Origin of the sequence: Candidatus Sphingomonas phytovorans (assembly GCA_029202385.1) — a bacterium.
Classification (GTDB): Bacteria; Pseudomonadota; Alphaproteobacteria; order Sphingomonadales; family Sphingomonadaceae; genus Sphingomonas; species Sphingomonas phytovorans.
In genome coordinates, this window is sequence record CP119314.1 from 861,147 (window position 1) to 876,438 (window position 15,292).

A 15,292-nucleotide genomic window follows, 5' to 3' on the forward strand; every position below is an offset into this window, starting at 1 on the left:
ATCGTCCATGACGGGCACCTGCCGGTCGCGTTGATCAGTCTCGATGCGCCGACTAGAACGCTCACTGAGCTGCTAGTCAATAAGATATTCATTCACACGACAGTCAGTATTGACTCGGGGTCGCTTTCCTGTGACATCCGGGGCTCTGGCGACGCAGATCGCCATCGATCAGGAGAGGTCAGCATGAAGCGGAGCCTATTGTTCGCGTCGGCGTCGTTCGCGGTTATCGTCAGCAGTTCAGCCATGGCGCAGGTCGCGCCGCCACAGTCAGGCGTGGACGCCGCATCGCAGGATGAGGCGGTCTCGCCCGCATCGGCGAACGATCAGGACATCGTCGTCACCGGTTCACGCACCATCGTCGACGGTTCGCGAGCGCCGACTCCCGTCACGGTCGTTTCTGCCCAGCAGCTCCAGGCTGGGGCGCCCGGAACGGTAGGGGAGGGGCTGAACCAGCTCCCCGCGTTTCGTGGATCGACCAACGCCGCTTCCGGCCAGACATCCTCGACGAGCGCGAATTCAGGCAGCTTCATCAACCTGCGCAACCTTGGCGCGCAACGCACCCTGATCCTGCTGGACGGGCGCCGTGCGCCGCCGTCGACGGTCCTTGGAACGGTCGACACCAACATCCTGCCGCAGGAATTGATCAAGCGTGTCGACGTGGTCACCGGCGGCGCCTCCGCAGCCTATGGGTCGGACGCGGTCGCCGGCGTCGTCAACTTCATTCTCGACAGCCGGTTCGAAGGTGTGAAGGGCAGCGTCCAGGCGGGCACGACCACCTATGGCGACAATGGTACGCAAAAGGTCACGCTGACGGCCGGCACGTCGTTCGCGGGTGGGCGCGGGCACATCGTCGCCAGCGGCTCCTATTACAACGCTGATGGCGTCGACAGCACGTTCGCCCGTGCCTATGGCCGCGCCGCCAAGGTGGTGATCCGCGATCCGGCGAACCCGGCGCAGAGCATCATTGTCTCCAACTATCACAACACGATCTTCACGCCCGGCGGGCTGATCTACGGTGGTGCGGGGCTTGGCCTTGGTGTCCAGCAATTTGGTCCCGGCGGTACCGTGTTGCCGTTCCGGCCCGGCACGATCGCAAACGGTGTCCAGACCGGTGGCGACGGCCCGTTGCTCGACCTGACACTGATGGCGAAGGTCCGCACGAAGAGCGCCTTCACGCATGTCGAATTCGACGTCAGCGACAAGTTCACGCTCTATGCCGAGGGCTCTTACGGGCATACGCGCAACCAGTATCGCCAGGTGCCTGACTTCTTCATCCCGGCCTTCAATGCACCGACGATCATCACCGGCAATCCCTATCTTCCTGCGTCGATCCAGAGGATCCTGACGACGACCGGGCAGGTCGGTTTCCAGCTTGGCCGCTATTCGTTCGACACGCCGCCTGCCACCGCGACGACGACCAACGAGACCTATAATCTGGTCGGCGGTTTCCGGTACAAGCTGCCGTCGAACTGGCAGCTTGAAGGCTATTATTCGCGCAGCCAGAATATCCAGCTCACCAAGGTCGCCAACGACCTGATCTACAGCAAATTCTTCGCGGCGGTGGACGCGGTGCGCGATCCCGTCTCGGGCAACATCGTCTGCAATGTCACGCTGACCAACCCCGGCCTGTACCCCGGCTGCGTGCCGATCAACCTGTTCGGCAACGGCAGCCCCTCGCCCGAAGCGATCAACTATATCAAGGGTACGGCATTTTTCCGCGCCAAGGTCGTCCAGCAGGTCGCCGAACTCAGCGTCAGGGGAACGCTGTTCGACCTGCCCGCCGGCGCGGTGGCGGTCGCCGTCACCGGCGATTACCGGAAGAACTCAGTGGTGCAGATCGCCGATCCGCTGTCGTCGACCCCTGTATCGGCGACCGGCCTGCGCGCGGTTCCCGCCCAGGTCCTTGCCGGTGCCGGCAGCTATCAGCTCGGCAACGTCCAGCCGCTCAACGGTGCGTTCGACGTCAAGGAACTCGCTGGCGAGATCAACCTGCCGATCCTCGCCGACACGTCGGCGATCGGCTCGCTCTCCTTCAACGGTGCGGTGCGCTACACCGACTACAGCATCAGCGGCAGTGTCACGACGTGGAAGGGCGGTGCGGTCTGGCGGCCGGTCCCCGCGATCACGCTGCGCGGGACGGTCTCGCGCGATATCCGCGCTCCGAACATCTCCGAGCTGTTCGGCGGTTCGATCCAGAGCCAGGTCGCGGTCAACGACACGCGCAACAACGTTCCGGCGAATGTGATTCAAAGCCAGGTCGGCAGCACCAACCTCCATCCGGAAATCGCCAAGACCTATACTGCGGGAATCGTGTTTTCGGGCATTCGCGGGCTGACCGCGTCCGTCGATTATTTCAATATCGATGTGAAGGACGTCATCGCCTCGCTGACGCCCCAGCAGACCATCGATGCCTGCACTGCGTCGGCCACGTCATCGCAATGCGCCAATCTCGTCTACTCTAATCCGACGGCGCACACCGGGCTCGTGCGGGTCTTCACGCCCCGGCAGAATCTGAGCAAGCTGAAGACCAGCGGGATCGATTTCGAGTTGAACTACGCGACGCCGCTCGGTGGCGGCGCGCTCCAGGTGCGCGGCCTGATGTCCTATCTGCTTGATTATGAAATCGGGATCCCGGGCGGCGCCACCACTGATTATACCGGCGTCGTCGGAACGTCAGCCAACCCGAAGGTCACCGCATTGGCGAGCGCTGCCTATACGACTGGCCCCTTCACCTTCTACGCGCAGGAGCGATTGATCGGTAAAGGCCATTTCCAGGCGTCGAACGAGTTCTACAACCCGGCCTTGGCGGACAACAGCGTGCGGGAGACGTGGTACACCGACATCACGGTGAAGGCCAATCTCGGTACGACGCGGCGTCTCGAGATATTCGGCACCGTGAACAACCTGTTCGACCGTGCGCCGCCAGATATTCCAGGCGGGTCCTTCCAGCTCGACTATCCGACCAATGCCAGCCTGTACGACGTGGTGGGCCGCACCATTACGGCGGGTGTCCGTTTCAAGCTCTAGGCTCGATACCGCGCTATCGGCGGGATGGGGAAATGATGACGATCGACAGCATGAACGTGCGCGATATCGCGCACGCGGGGCCGAAGACCAGCCGCTACGCCTGGTCGGTGCTGGGCGTGCTGTCGGTCGTCTACCTGCTCAATTTCCTCGACCGGCAATTGCTGTCGATCCTCGCCAAGCCGATCCAGGACGAATTGCACCTGAGCGATGGCCAGCTCGGCCGGGTCGGCGGGCTCTATTTCGCCCTGTTCTATGCGACCATCTCAATCCCGGTCGCGTGGCTTGCCGATCGCGGCAACCGCGTGCGGATCCTGACGGTCGCCTGCCTGCTCTGGAGCGCGGCGACCATGGCGTGCGGTCTCTCCCGTACCTATGCCGAACTCGTCCTGGCGCGCATGTCGGTCGGCGTCGGCGAAGCGGGGGGCGCACCGCCATCCTATTCCATCATTGCCGATTATTTCCCGTCGGAAAGGCGCGGCACGGCGCTTGGGCTGTTCAGCCTGGCGACACCGCTCGGCCAGTCGCTGGGTGTCGCGCTCGGCGCGGGGATCGCGGGGGCCTATGGCTGGCGCATGTCCTTCCTGATCGTCGGCGGTGCGGGCCTGTTCGCTGCTGCGGCGACAGCGTGGTGGGTTCGCGAGCCGAGAAAGGGCGCGACCGATCGCCTCGTCGAGCCAATGATTGCCGAGGACCGTACCGGTTTCATCGCGACCGTCCGAATGTTCTTCACAAGGCCTGTCCTGTACCTGTCGGCGCTGGCGGCCGGCGCATGTTCGTTCTGCGGCTATGCCATACTGAGCTTCGCCACCCTGTTCCTGATGCGCGAGCGCGGCATGTCGCTTGGCGAGGTCGCTATCTGGTATGCGCTTGTCGTGGGGATTGCGACGGCGGGCGGCATCTATGTTTCCGGCTGGCTGATCGACCGGTTTGCCGTGCGCTCGCGTCAGGCTTATGCGATCGTACCGGGCGTCGCCATCCTGGCCTGCATCCCGTTCTTTATAGGGTTCGTCTATTCGTCGAGCTGGCAATGGGCGCTCGCCTTCCTCGCCGCGCCCCTGTTCCTGTCGGTCTTCTATCTCACCCCCGCGGCGACGCTGGTGCAGAATTCGGTCGCGGCGGGGCAGCGGACGATGACGAGCGCCCTGTTGCTGCTTGTCCTCAACGTGATGGGTCTGGGCCTCGGTCCGACCTATCTCGGGGCGATGAGCGACTATTTCCGGGCGACCGACCCCACCCATTCGCTGCAACTGGCCTATCAGACGCTGATCCCGTTCTTCGCTCTTGCCGCGTTGCTCCAGTATCTCCTGTCCCGTGCCTTGGCGCGAGAGGCGAGGATCGTCTAGCGGGCGGTTCCCCGCGCCGCGGTCCACGCATCGACGCGATCACGGGCATTCTGGCGCAACGACGCGTAGAAGATCCCATAGTCGTTCAAATGATAGCTGCCGAACAGGATGCTCAGCTTGTCGATGAAGCCGGAGGGGGCGGACCACGGGATATCGACGTCGAGCAATCCGTTGCGACAGACGGCCCCGGTAAGGTTTCTGGTCAAATCAAGCGCTTTCGCCTGTGTGCCGAAGGGGGCCGTAGGGAAGGGGAGGCTTCCCGCATTCGCGCCGGCGGGTGCCGAGCCTTCGCGGCGCCAGGTCAGCGGGTTGACGCAGATCGCCGGCGCCTGTCCCTTGCTCTTCTCCGCGCCGCGCCACCAATAGACCTTGTCGTCGATCAGCATGCGTGCGCCGGTCCGTCCTGTTTGGCTGGTGTTGTACGAGAGCACACATCCCGTCGCGCGCGGGGCATCGCATGTCGGGAGGCCGAGTTCCTCGAACGTCGCAGGCGTATAGCCGCCGATCAGATAAGCCGCGACCAGCCGGGATTGCAGCGGGGTGCCGAGTATCTCGTCCTGCAGCAGCCGTACCGCGTGCGCGGTGCCCTGGCTGTGCGACGCGATGATGAAGGGACGTCCGTTGTTCTCGTGCGCGAGATAGTAGCGGAATGCCCGGGCGACGTCCGAATAGGCGAGTTCGACCGCCGGCAGGCTCTTGCCCAGGGCTGCCAGGGTCGCCTGCCGATACCGCGGCACATAGATGCGACAGCAGCCATTGAAGACGCTGGCCTGCCCGATCAGGACCGGGGGATTGTACGGTGCGGCCGCATCCGATGCGTCATAGCGTGCGTTCCAGACGGGGCTACCCTTGAAGGTCGTCGGGTGGATGAAGAACACATCGGCCGGGGCCCTGGCCTCGTCGACGAGGGACATGCCCTTTGGTGTGGAGCGTTCCAGTCCATTTCTGCCGGGAAAGGCGAGCCAGGTTTCAGGTCGGGCATAGTCCGGGGCGGGCGGGGCGGTTTCCGGTGCGAATGCCGTCGAGGGGCCGCGGAGGCTGCCGATAATGGCATGGCCGCCTAAGCCGATGAATGCGGCGGCGGGCAGCAGGACGATCCCCGCTCCCCATAGCGCGCGGCGTTTCCAGCGCCGTTTCCCGGTGCTCGTCGGGGGTGAAGCGTTGGCAGGCATGATCGGTTCTTTGCCGGACATCAAAGGCGGTTCGCTCTTGCCTGCGCACCGAGATAGCGGGCGCTTGGCTTCGGGCTTCTGCGGAAGGTGGATCGATCGACGGCGACCAGGCCGAAATGCTTGTCATAGCCGGCGGTCCATTCGAAATTGTCGAGCAGAGACCAGTAGATATAGCTTTTCACCTCGATGCCTTCGGCGATGCAGGCACGGACCTCGGCGATCGTATCCCTGATGAAGGCGACACGCCGGGCATCGTCTTCCGTCGCGATGCCGGTCTCGGTCAGATAGATCGGCTTGCCGATGTGCTTCGCGGCATAGCGGATCGTGGCACCCACCGCGGCCGGGTAATACTCATAGCCGGCCGAAGTCAGTTCGGCCCCAGGGAGCGACGGCAAGAGGCCCTTGTCGCCGATGCGCAGCCTCGAATAGGTCTGCACCCCGATAAAGTCGCTGTTGCGCGCAGCCTCGATCCAGCCGCCATAGATCGTATCCTCGACCGAGCGAGCCAGGTTGCCCGGACCGACGCCCTGGATCTCCTGCATCGACAGAGTCACGCCGACCGGGAAATCCCCGGGGCCGGCCTTGATCGCGGCATAGGCCTTGGCGTGGGCGTCGAGCATGACGGTGCTGATCTTGTCGGGGTCGCCGAACAGCATCGACGAGAAACCGGGCGAGGCGGTGCGGCGGGCAGCCGCCACGATCATCGCCCTGGCGTTCGCTGCCGCCGCTTCTGTCGCAAAGCGCGGCAGGACCTTGCGCAGAAGGACGATATTCGCCTCGTTGAAGGTCGAAGCCATGCCGATCAGCGAGCCCAGATGCTCGGTCGCCCTGCCGCAGAAACGGGCGAACAGGTCGGCGCCGTCGGCGACCTCGAAACCGCCACGCTCGGCGAACCAGAGCGGGACGGTGAAGTGGTTATAGGTAACCATAGGCATCAGGTTGCGCGCGTGGCAGGCCTCGAGCACCCGGCGATAATGGTCGAGCTCCGCTAGCGAGAACCGCCCCGGCTCGGGTTCGATGCGCGCCCATTCGATGCCGAAGCGATAGCAGTTCAGCCCCAGCTTCGCGGCGAGGTCGAGGTCTTCTTCGTATCGGTGATAGCTGTCGCATGCATCACCCGATGGTTCGGTGAATGCGGTCGGCGTTCCGTTTTCGAGAAACCAGGCGTCGGAATGCACATTATTGCCCTCGCTCTGGTGAGCGGAGATCGCGGTACCCCACAGAAACGGCGTTGCCGCCTTCTCGCTGGCGGGCGTTGCCGCTTTGCTGGCGGATCCTGCGCCCAGGGTGAGCAGCGCGGCGGTCCCGCCAACAAGTTCCCGTCGCGTCGGTCGGACAAATCGCTGGCTGTGCCCTTGGTCGCCCATTTCTCCTGCCTCTCCTGCTTCGACGCGGTTTCGAAACCGCTTTTCACCTCACTGTATGACAGGGCGGCGATCGTCAGGAAAGATATTCATTCATTCGTCAGTTAGTAAAAATATCTCGTGGCAAGTAGCAGGGGATATTCCCGCATGCCGGAGATGACGATCAACGCAGCTGCCGTTTCTCGAGTTTGCGCGCGAGCGTGCGGCGATGCATGCCGAGCCTGCGCGCGGCCTCGGAGATGTTGAAGTCGGTCTCCACCAGGGTCTGGTGGATATGCTCCCATTCCACCGTCTTGATCGAGGACGGGCGGGCGGCAAGGGGTGCATCCGGGTCTCCCGCCTCGCGCTCGAACGCAGCTTCGATGTCGTCGGTGTTGGAGGGTTTGGCGAGATAATAGGATGCGCCCAGCTTGATCGCCTCGACGGCGGTGGCGATGCTGGCGAAGCCGGTCAGCACCACGATCCGCATCGTTGCATCCTGGGCACGCAGGGATTGAACGCAGGCCAGGCCGGAGGCGCCGCCGAGCTTGAGATCGACCACCGCATAGCCGGGCGCGAAGTCGACGAGCAGCGCCGCGAGTTCCTCGTGGCTCGCGGCCACGCGCACCTGATAACCCCGGCGCTCGAACGAACGCTTGAGTGTCCGTGCGAAGGCTTCGTCGTCCTCTACGATCACGAGTCGGCTGGCGTCGGTCATGCGTGGTTTCCCGCAGGCCGGGCGATCGAGTCGAGGGGCAGCCGAAGGCGTACCACTGCGCCGCCGCCAGGTCGATTTTCGGCGCTCGCCGAGCCGCCCAGCTTGCGCAGCACATTGACGAGGAGGAATAATCCCAGCCCTCCGCCCGCCCGGCCCTTGCTCGAGCGATAGGGCTGGCCGAACGTCTCGAGCATATCGGCGGGGAAGCCCAAGCCGCGATCCGCGATCTCGATCACCAGATCGTCGCGCTCGCGCAGCGAGGTGATTCCGATCCAGTCGGGCGAGACCTCGGCCGCATTGTCGATGACATTGCCCAGCACCTGGCGGAGCGCGGGATCGGACACGATGGGGACGTCGCCGCCGAAGCGGTCGATATAGTCGAGCGTCCCCGGCAACCGGCTGGCGCGCCAGTCGGCCACAATGGCATTGAGGAAGCCGCGCACCGTGGTGAATTCGGGGGCGACGCCACGGGCCTCCCCGGCGGAAAGCAGGATGCCGCTGACGATCGCCTTGCAGCGCGCGACCTCGGCCTGCATGTCGGCGATGTCCTGCCCGACCTCCTTGTCTTCGACGAGCCGTGGCATGCGCTGCCAGTCGCCAAGGATGACCGATACCGAGGAGAGAGGCGTTCCCAACTCATGTGCGGCGCCGGAGGCGAGCAGGCCCATGCGGACGATATGGTCCTCCTCGGCCGCGCGCTGGCGGATGGCCGCAAGCGCGGCGTCCCGATCGCGCAGGTTGCGGCTGATGCGGGTGACGAAAAGGACGAGCAGCACCGCGATCAGCGCGAAGCAGACCATGCTGCCGGCGAGATAGAGTTGGAATGGATCTCCAAATGCCGGGGGCACCACCAGCGGCACCGGCTGGACTGCAATGGCCAGGAGCCCAAGGCTCGCGGCGCCGACGATCGTCCAGCTCGACCAGGGGCTGAGGAGCATCGCCCCGATCACCACCTGCAGCAGGAAGAGCGAGGCAAAGGGATTGGCGAGCCCGCCCGAGAAATGCAGCTGCCAGGCGAGCGCGACGACGTCGAGAAGCAGCGCTGCCGTGAGCTCGCTATTGGCGATGGCCCTGCGGCGGCCGAGCAGGGATTGGGTGGCGAGATTGATCGCTGCCAGCAACAGCGGCGCGACGAGCAGCGGGACGAGGGGCAGGCGCACACCCATTGCGAAATGGACGATGGCGATGGTGAGCAGTTGCCCGCCGACCGCGATCCAGCGGAGCTGGACCAGCAGACGCATGTTGCGCTGGCCGGCATCGGTTTCGGGTGGGGGCTCGGCGCTCATCATGCCGGGGTGTCGTCCCGCCGGATCATCCGAGCCGCTGCCCACAACGCCAGGCCGGCAAGCGTGAACCAGGTGAGGGCGTAGAGGAGATGATTGTCGGTGAAGCGCACGACGGTGAGCCCTCCGACAGGGTAGCCACGCGGATTGGGCGTTGCGTCGGCGTCGATGAAATAAGGGGCAACGCTGCCCAGTCCACGCGCGGCGGCGATGGCGGCGACGTCGCGCGAATACCAGCGATTTGCTGCCGGATCGTTCGCGCGCAGGAAACCGCCGCCCGGCTCGCTGACGCGCAGCAGGCCGGTTGTCGTCACTATTCTATTGTCGCTCGTCTGCGGGCGCGTTGCCGGATCGCGCCGGTCGGGAGGCACGAAGCCGCGATTGACCAGCACGGTGAAGTCGGGCGTCTTGAGCGGCGTCAGCACCCAATAGCCACCGCCGCGTTCAGTGACGGCCTGCACCAGCGTCTCGCGATCGTGCAGGAAGCGGCCGGCGATCCGGATAGGGCGATAGGCGTCCTGCGCTGCGGAAATCGCGTTCCAGGTCGTCGGCCCCGGCGCCGGCACCGGCGCTGCATGTACACGCGAGTCGACCGCCGCAATCAGGCCGTGCTTCCACACCCGCCGTTCGAGCTGCCACACACCCAGCGCCACCAGCACCGCTGCGCAGAGTACCGCCGCCGTGGCGGCCCTCCACGCACGGGGCCGGCGTGCTGCGGTCACGGCAATTGGCTCGGGTCGTGCGGCATCGGCATCATGTTCGTGTTGAGGTGGTACATCACCCAGAGCGATCCGGAGAGCATGATCGCGACGATGATGATCGTGAAGATGAGCGCAGTCATCGTCCATCCGCCTTCGGCCTTGGGGCTCATATGGAGGAAATAGACCATATGGACCACCATTTGTACCGCCGCGAACGCCATCACCGTCACGGCGGTGGTGACGTCGGAAAAGGGCCGGGCCATCACCAGCCAGAACGGGATGGCGGTGAGGACGACCGAGAGCAGGAAGCCGGTCGCATAATCACGTAGCGATCCGTGCGGAGCCTCGATTTCATGAGCGTGCGGATTCTGGCTCATCGAAGCATTCCCATCAGATAGACAAAGGTGAAGACGCCGATCCAGATGACGTCGAGGAAGTGCCAGAACAGGCTGAGGCACATCAGCCGGCGCCTGTTGGCCGGGATCAGCCCGAAACGGTTGACCTGAATCATCAGCGTGATCAGCCAGATAGTGCCGAAGGTGACGTGCAGCCCATGGGTGCCAACCAGCGTGAAGAAGGCCGAGAGGAAGGCGCTGCGCCAGGGGCCTGCTCCCTCATGGATCAGGTGGCTGAACTCGTAGAGTTCGATGCCCAGGAACGCCGCGCCGAACAGCCCGGTGACGGCGAGCCAGAACAGTACCGGGCCACGCTGCGCGCGCTGCATCGCCAGCATCGCGAAGCCATAGGTGATCGACGAGAAGAGCAGCATCGCGGTGTTGAGCGCGACGAGCGGGAGGTCGAACAGGTCGCGGGGGCCGGGACCGGCGGCATAGTTGCCGCCGAGCACCGCATAGGTGGCGAAGAGGATCGCGAAGATGAGGCAGTCGCTCATCAGGTAGATCCAGAAGCCGAGCATCGTGCTGTGGCCTTCCGGATGCGCATGCTCGTCGAGGTCGTAGAAGCGGACGGTCTCGTCCGCGGCGGGAAGTGTCGTGGTGGTCACGGCCTCAGGCTCCCGCGGCAAGCAGGCGAGTGCGCGCCGCTTCGGTTTCGGCGACGGTCTCGGCCGGGATGTCGAAATCTCGCTTGTAGTTGAAGGTATGGATGATCGTCGCGGCGATCAGCGAGACCAGGCCGACCACCACCAGCCACCAGACATGCCAGATCAGCGCGAAGCCGATCAGCGTGCTGATCCCGGCCAGGACCACGCCGGCGCCGGTGTTGCTCGGCATATGGATCGGGCGGAAGCCGGTCACCGGGCGTTCGGCGTTATGGCTCTTCATGTCATGCCAGGCATCGAGCGAATGGATCACCGGCGTGAACGCGAAATTATAGTCAGGCGGCGGCGACGAGGTCGCCCATTCGAGAGTACGCCCGTTCCACGGATCGCCGGTGGTATCCACCAGTTCCTCCCGCCTCCAGATGCTCACCGCGAACTGGATGAGCATCGCGGCGATGCCGATGGCGATGACGACCGCACCGATCGCGGCGATCACGAAGAAGATCTGAAGCGACGAATCGTCGAACACGCGCATGCGCCGCGTCACGCCCATCAGGCCCAGGATGTAGAGCGGCATGAAGGCGAGCCAGAACCCCGTCACCCAGCACCAGAAGCTCACCTTGCCCCAGAACGGGTCGAGCCTGAAGCCGAACGCTTTGGGCCACCAATAGTTGATCGCCGCGAACAGGCCGAACAGCACGCCACCGATGATCACATTGTGGAAGTGCGCGATCAGGAACAGCGAGTTGTGCAGCACGAAGTCGGCCGGTGGTACCGCGAGCAGCACGCCGGTCATGCCGCCAACCACGAAGGTGAGCATGAAGGCGACTGTCCACATCATTGGCAGTTCGAAGCGGATTCGGCCGCGATACATGGTGAAGAGCCAGTTGAAGAGCTTCGCGCCGGTGGGAATCGAGATCACCATCGTCGTGATGCCGAAGAAGCTGTTGACGCTGGCGCCCGACCCCATGGTGAAGAAATGGTGCAGCCAGACGAGGTAGCTCAGGATCGTGATGACGATCGTGGCATAGACCATCGAGGTATAGCCGAAGAGCTTCTTGCCCGAGAAGGTCGAGGTCACTTCCGAGAAGACCCCGAACAGCGGCAGGATCAGGATATAGACCTCGGGATGACCCCAGATCCAGATCAGGTTCACGTACATCATCGGGCTGCCGCCAAAGTCGTTCGTGAAAAAATTGGTGCCGGCATAGCGATCGAGGCCGAGCAGCGTGAGCACCGCGGTGAGCACTGGGAAGGACGCGACAATCAGCACGTTGGTGCACAGCGAGGTCCAGGTGAAGACCGGCATCTTCATCAGACCCATGCCCGGCGCGCGCAGCTTCAGGATCGTCACGATCAGGTTGATGCCCGACAGGGTCGTGCCCACACCAGCGACCTGCAGCGCCCAGATGTAATAATCGACGCCGACGCCGGGACTGTAGGTAAGCCCCGACAAGCGGCGGATAGGCGAGCCAGCCGGTCTGGGCGAACTCGCCGACGAACAGCGATACCATCACCAGCACCGCGCCGCCGGTCGTCATCCAGAAGCTGAAATTGTTGAGGAAGGGGAAGGAGACGTCCCGCGCGCCGATCTGCAGCGGCACGATATAGTTCATCAGGCCGGTGACGAACGGCATCGCCACGAAGAAGATCATGATCACGCCGTGCGCGGTGAAGATCTGGTCGTAATGGTGGGCCGGCAGATATCCGTCCGACCCGTTGAACGCGACCGCCTGCTGGAGTCGCATCATGATCGCATCGGCGAAGCCGCGCAGGAACATCACCAGCCCAAGGATCATGTACATGATCCCGATCTTCTTGTGGTCGACGCTGGTGAACCACTCCTTCCAGAGATAGCCCCAGAGCCGGTAGCGGGTGAGCAGGCCGATCACGGCGAGGCCACCGAGCGCGACGGCGGCGAAGGTCGCGAGCAGGATCGGCTCGTGCAGCGGCAGCGCGTCGAACGAGAGCTGCCCAGGATCGGGCTGACGGGTGCGGGGTGTTGCATCATGGCTGACCAGCGATCACGAAAGAGGGCGCGGCCGGATTTCGGACGCGAAATTTGGGGCGGGCGGGGTCGACCGATTGGGCAGCGGCAGGCCGGCGCCGGCAAGCGGGGCGAGGCTGCCGGGACGGAGCGGCGCGCGGAGCATCGGCGTCATCGGCGCGGCACACATCGCGCCGACAAAATTGCGGTTCGCGAACGGCCCGCTGCCGCGACCGGCGAACTTGTCATAGGCCAGCTCGCGCACATTATAGAGGCCGGCCTTGCCCAGTCCGCCGCGCGCATCGATCGCCATCATGTCGTGCATGCACATCTTGCCTGGCTCGACGCAGAGATTGGTCACTGCATCGAAGAGCCCGGCTTCGACCTTGGCGAAGCGGCGTACCGGTTCCTGCTCGCTCGGGCGCTCGAGCTTCGAGATAGGCGGCGCGATCGAGCGTTCCGCCATCCCGGCGCGCCTCGGCCACCCAGGCGTCGAACGCGCCGGGACCAAGGCTGCGGGCGCGGAAGCGCATCGAGGAGAAGCCGGCGCCGCTATAATTGGCCGAGAAGCCGCTCGAAATCGCCAGTCTTGTCGAACACGGCATTGAGCGGCGTCTCCATGCCCGGCATCGCGTAGATCTGCCCGGCGAGCGCCGGGATGTAGAAGGAATTCATCACCGACGAGGCGGTGATGCGGAAGCGCACGGGCCGGCCGGCCGGCGCCGCCATCTCGTTGACCGTGGCGATGCCGAGTTCGGGATAGATGAACAGCCATTTCCAGTCGAGCGCGACCACCTGCACCTCGAGCGGGCGCACATGCGCCGCGACCGGCTTGCCGGGTGCGGTGCGGGCGAGCGGGCGATAGGGATCGAGCAGGTGGGTGCCCACCCAGGTCAGCGCGCCGAGGCAGATGATGATCAGCAGCGGCGCCGCCCAGATCACCAGTTCGAGGCTGGTCGAATGATCCCAGTCGGGGTCGTAGCGCGCTTCCTTGTTGGCGGCACGATAGCGCCAGGCGAACAGGCCGGTCAGGGCCATCACCGGCAGGATGATCACCAGCATCAGGGCGGTGGATGCTATCACCAGATTACCCTGCTGACGCGCGACGTCGCCGGCGGGGTCGAGCACGACCATGTTGCATCCGCCGAGCATTGCGGCTGCGAGGAGCGGCAACAGGAGGCGAATCCGGCGACGAGCGGAGGGGGGGCTGGGGTTGCGCATTCGGCGCGCCTAGTCGGGTTATGCTGCACCGCACATAGGACATTTTGTCCAATCCCCGGAACAGCCCGGATCAGGCTAGAGGGCCGGAAGCCGGCACCCCGGATTCCCGGAATTGAAGAATTGCGCCTGCGCGCCCTGTTGCAGAAAGTTCGAACCCGATGAGCGGTGAAACCGTCCCCACCCTTCAGGCAGAGCGGGATGCGCGCGCGCTGCACGCCCATGGCCACCGTATCGCGCCGGGCGAGATCGCAATCGGCGTGATCATTGGGCGCACGTCCGAATTCTTCGACTTCTTCGTCTATGCGATCGCCTCCGTGCTGGTGTTTCCGAAGCTGATCTTCCCGTTCCTCGATCCGCTCAGCGGCACGCTCTGGTCGTTCGCGATCTTCGCGCTCGCTTTCCTGGCGCGGCCGGTGGGCACGCTGATCTTCATGGGCGTCGACCGTGCTTATGGCCGCGGCACCAAGCTAACCGCGGCGCTGTTCCTGCTCGGGGGCTCCACGGCGGCGATCGCCTTCGTGCCCGGTTATGAGACGATCGGCATCGGCGCCGCCGTGCTGCTCGCGCTGTTCCGCATGGGGCAGGGCGTGGCGCTGGGGGGCTCGTGGGACGGCCTTGCCTCGCTGCTGGCGCTCAATGCGCCGGAGAACCGTCGCGGCTGGTACGCGATGATCCCGCAGCTGGGCGCACCGCTCGGCCTGATCGTGGCGAGCCTGTTGTTCGCCTTCTTCGTGTCTGAGCTGTCAGCGGAGGATTTCCTGGGCTGGGGCTGGCGCTATCCGTTCTTCGTCGCCTTTGCGATCAACGTGGTTGCGCTGTTCGCCCGGCTGCGCATCGTGGTGACGCCCGAATATGCCCGGCTCTTCGAAGACCGTGCGCTACAGCCTGCCCCGATCAGCGAGACGCTACGCTTCGAATGGCGCACCGTCGCGATGGGCGCCTTCGCGCCGCTGGCGAGCTTCGCGATGTTCCACATGGTGACGGTGTTCCCGCTTTCCTGGGTGTTCCTCTATACCGGCGACAGCCCCGCGCGCTTCCTGGTGATCGAAGCGGTCGCGGCCGTTATCGGCACGCTTGCCATTATCGGTTCCGGCCTGCTGGCGGACCGTTTCGGCCGGCGCACCCTGCTCGGGATGTCGGCGGCGGCCATCGCTGCGTTCAGCGGTTTCGCGCCGCAATTGCTCGCGGCGGGCGAGACGGGCGAAATCGCGTTCATGCTGATCGGTTTCGCGCTGCTTGGCCTTTCCTTCGGACAGGCTTCGGGCGCTCTTTCATCGAGCTTCTCGCAGCCGCATCGCTATACCGGTTCAGGTCTGACGTCGGATCTGGCCTGGCTGTTCGGGGCGGGTTTCGCGCCGTTGGCGGCCCTGTTGCTGGCAAGCCGGTTCGGCCTCCTTGCGGCCGGGGCGTACCTGCTCTCCGGGGCTGTCGGCACGCTGCTCGCTCTCTGGCTCAACCGCGAACTGGGCCGTGTCATCGAATAGGATGGGCACGGAC

The 15,292-nt window shown here is 64.6% G+C and carries 10 protein-coding genes and 2 pseudogenes; 3 read left to right on the forward strand and 9 right to left on the reverse strand.

The features are described 5' to 3' along the window. Positions 1–183 precede the first annotated feature (183 nt). Together P0Y59_04075 and P0Y59_04080 are read left to right on the forward strand one after the other, a co-directional pair. Complete coding sequence (locus P0Y59_04075) at positions 184–3,027, forward strand: TonB-dependent receptor (GenBank protein ID WEK00882.1); 2,844 nt, start codon at positions 184–186, stop codon at positions 3,025–3,027. A gap of 35 nt (positions 3,028–3,062) precedes the next feature. After that, the gene (locus P0Y59_04080; protein WEK00883.1) at positions 3,063–4,370 is read left to right on the forward strand and encodes an MFS transporter; all 1,308 of its coding nucleotides are present in this window, start codon (positions 3,063–3,065) and stop codon (positions 4,368–4,370) included. Here P0Y59_04080 and P0Y59_04085 read toward each other — a convergent pair. The 9 genes and pseudogenes from P0Y59_04085 to cyoA form a co-directional block, all read right to left on the reverse strand. Then, the gene (locus tag P0Y59_04085; GenBank protein WEK00884.1) at positions 4,367–5,563 is read right to left on the reverse strand and encodes a DUF3089 domain-containing protein; all 1,197 of its coding nucleotides are present in this window, start codon (positions 5,561–5,563) and stop codon (positions 4,367–4,369) included. The genes P0Y59_04080 and P0Y59_04085 overlap by 4 nt on opposite strands. After that, the gene (locus P0Y59_04090; protein WEK00885.1) at positions 5,563–6,909 is read right to left on the reverse strand and encodes a family 1 glycosylhydrolase; all 1,347 of its coding nucleotides are present in this window, start codon (positions 6,907–6,909) and stop codon (positions 5,563–5,565) included. Before P0Y59_04090 ends, P0Y59_04085 begins: the two co-directional genes overlap by 1 nt. Positions 6,910–7,069: 160 nt before the next feature. Further along, positions 7,070–7,603 (reverse strand): response regulator transcription factor, encoded by a 534-nt coding sequence (locus P0Y59_04095; protein WEK00886.1) that lies wholly within the window; start codon positions 7,601–7,603, stop codon positions 7,070–7,072. Beyond that, positions 7,600–8,892 carry an ATP-binding protein gene (locus P0Y59_04100; protein WEK00887.1) on the reverse strand — a complete coding sequence of 431 codons (1,293 nt, stop codon included), beginning with the start codon at positions 8,890–8,892 and terminating at the stop codon, positions 7,600–7,602. Before P0Y59_04100 ends, P0Y59_04095 begins: the two co-directional genes overlap by 4 nt. Beyond that, on the reverse strand, positions 8,889–9,608 hold the full coding sequence (locus P0Y59_04105) for an SURF1 family protein (GenBank protein ID WEK00888.1): 720 nt from the start codon (positions 9,606–9,608) through the stop codon (positions 8,889–8,891). The genes P0Y59_04100 and P0Y59_04105 overlap by 4 nt, the downstream gene beginning before the upstream one ends. Further along, complete coding sequence (gene cyoD / locus P0Y59_04110) at positions 9,605–9,964, reverse strand: cytochrome o ubiquinol oxidase subunit IV (protein WEK00889.1); 360 nt, start codon at positions 9,962–9,964, stop codon at positions 9,605–9,607. Before cyoD ends, P0Y59_04105 begins: the two co-directional genes overlap by 4 nt. Beyond that, positions 9,961–10,590 carry a cytochrome o ubiquinol oxidase subunit III gene (gene cyoC / locus P0Y59_04115; GenBank protein ID WEK00890.1) on the reverse strand — a complete coding sequence of 210 codons (630 nt, stop codon included), beginning with the start codon at positions 10,588–10,590 and terminating at the stop codon, positions 9,961–9,963. Before cyoC ends, cyoD begins: the two co-directional genes overlap by 4 nt. A 4-nt stretch (positions 10,591–10,594) precedes the next feature. Then, positions 10,595–12,608: pseudogene (gene cyoB, locus P0Y59_04120) on the reverse strand (cytochrome o ubiquinol oxidase subunit I). A 3-nt stretch (positions 12,609–12,611) separates the two neighbouring features. Next, a pseudogene (gene cyoA, locus P0Y59_04125) lies at positions 12,612–13,795 on the reverse strand (ubiquinol oxidase subunit II). A 158-nt stretch (positions 13,796–13,953) separates the two neighbouring features. Between cyoA and P0Y59_04130 the strand changes: the two are divergent. Continuing rightward, entirely contained in the window at positions 13,954–15,279 is a 1,326-nt protein-coding gene (locus P0Y59_04130) for an MFS transporter (GenBank protein ID WEK00891.1), read from the forward strand. Positions 15,280–15,292 lie beyond the last annotated feature (13 nt).

Excerpts from the sequence above, each read along its gene's own strand:
- P0Y59_04080 (WEK00883.1), top strand. The coding sequence starts at position 3,063 with ATGACGATCGACAGCATGAACGTGCGCGATATCGCGCACGCGGGGCCG.
- P0Y59_04095 (WEK00886.1), bottom strand. The coding sequence starts at position 7,603 with ATGACCGACGCCAGCCGACTCGTGATCGTAGAGGACGACGAAGCCTTC.
- P0Y59_04085 (WEK00884.1), bottom strand. The coding sequence starts at position 5,563 with ATGTCCGGCAAAGAACCGATCATGCCTGCCAACGCTTCACCCCCGACG.
- cyoD (WEK00889.1), bottom strand. The coding sequence starts at position 9,964 with ATGAGCCAGAATCCGCACGCTCATGAAATCGAGGCTCCGCACGGATCG.
- P0Y59_04100 (WEK00887.1), bottom strand. The coding sequence starts at position 8,892 with ATGATGAGCGCCGAGCCCCCACCCGAAACCGATGCCGGCCAGCGCAAC.
- P0Y59_04130 (WEK00891.1), top strand. The coding sequence starts at position 13,954 with ATGAGCGGTGAAACCGTCCCCACCCTTCAGGCAGAGCGGGATGCGCGC.
- P0Y59_04090 (WEK00885.1), bottom strand. The coding sequence starts at position 6,909 with ATGGGCGACCAAGGGCACAGCCAGCGATTTGTCCGACCGACGCGACGG.
- P0Y59_04075 (WEK00882.1), top strand. The coding sequence starts at position 184 with ATGAAGCGGAGCCTATTGTTCGCGTCGGCGTCGTTCGCGGTTATCGTC.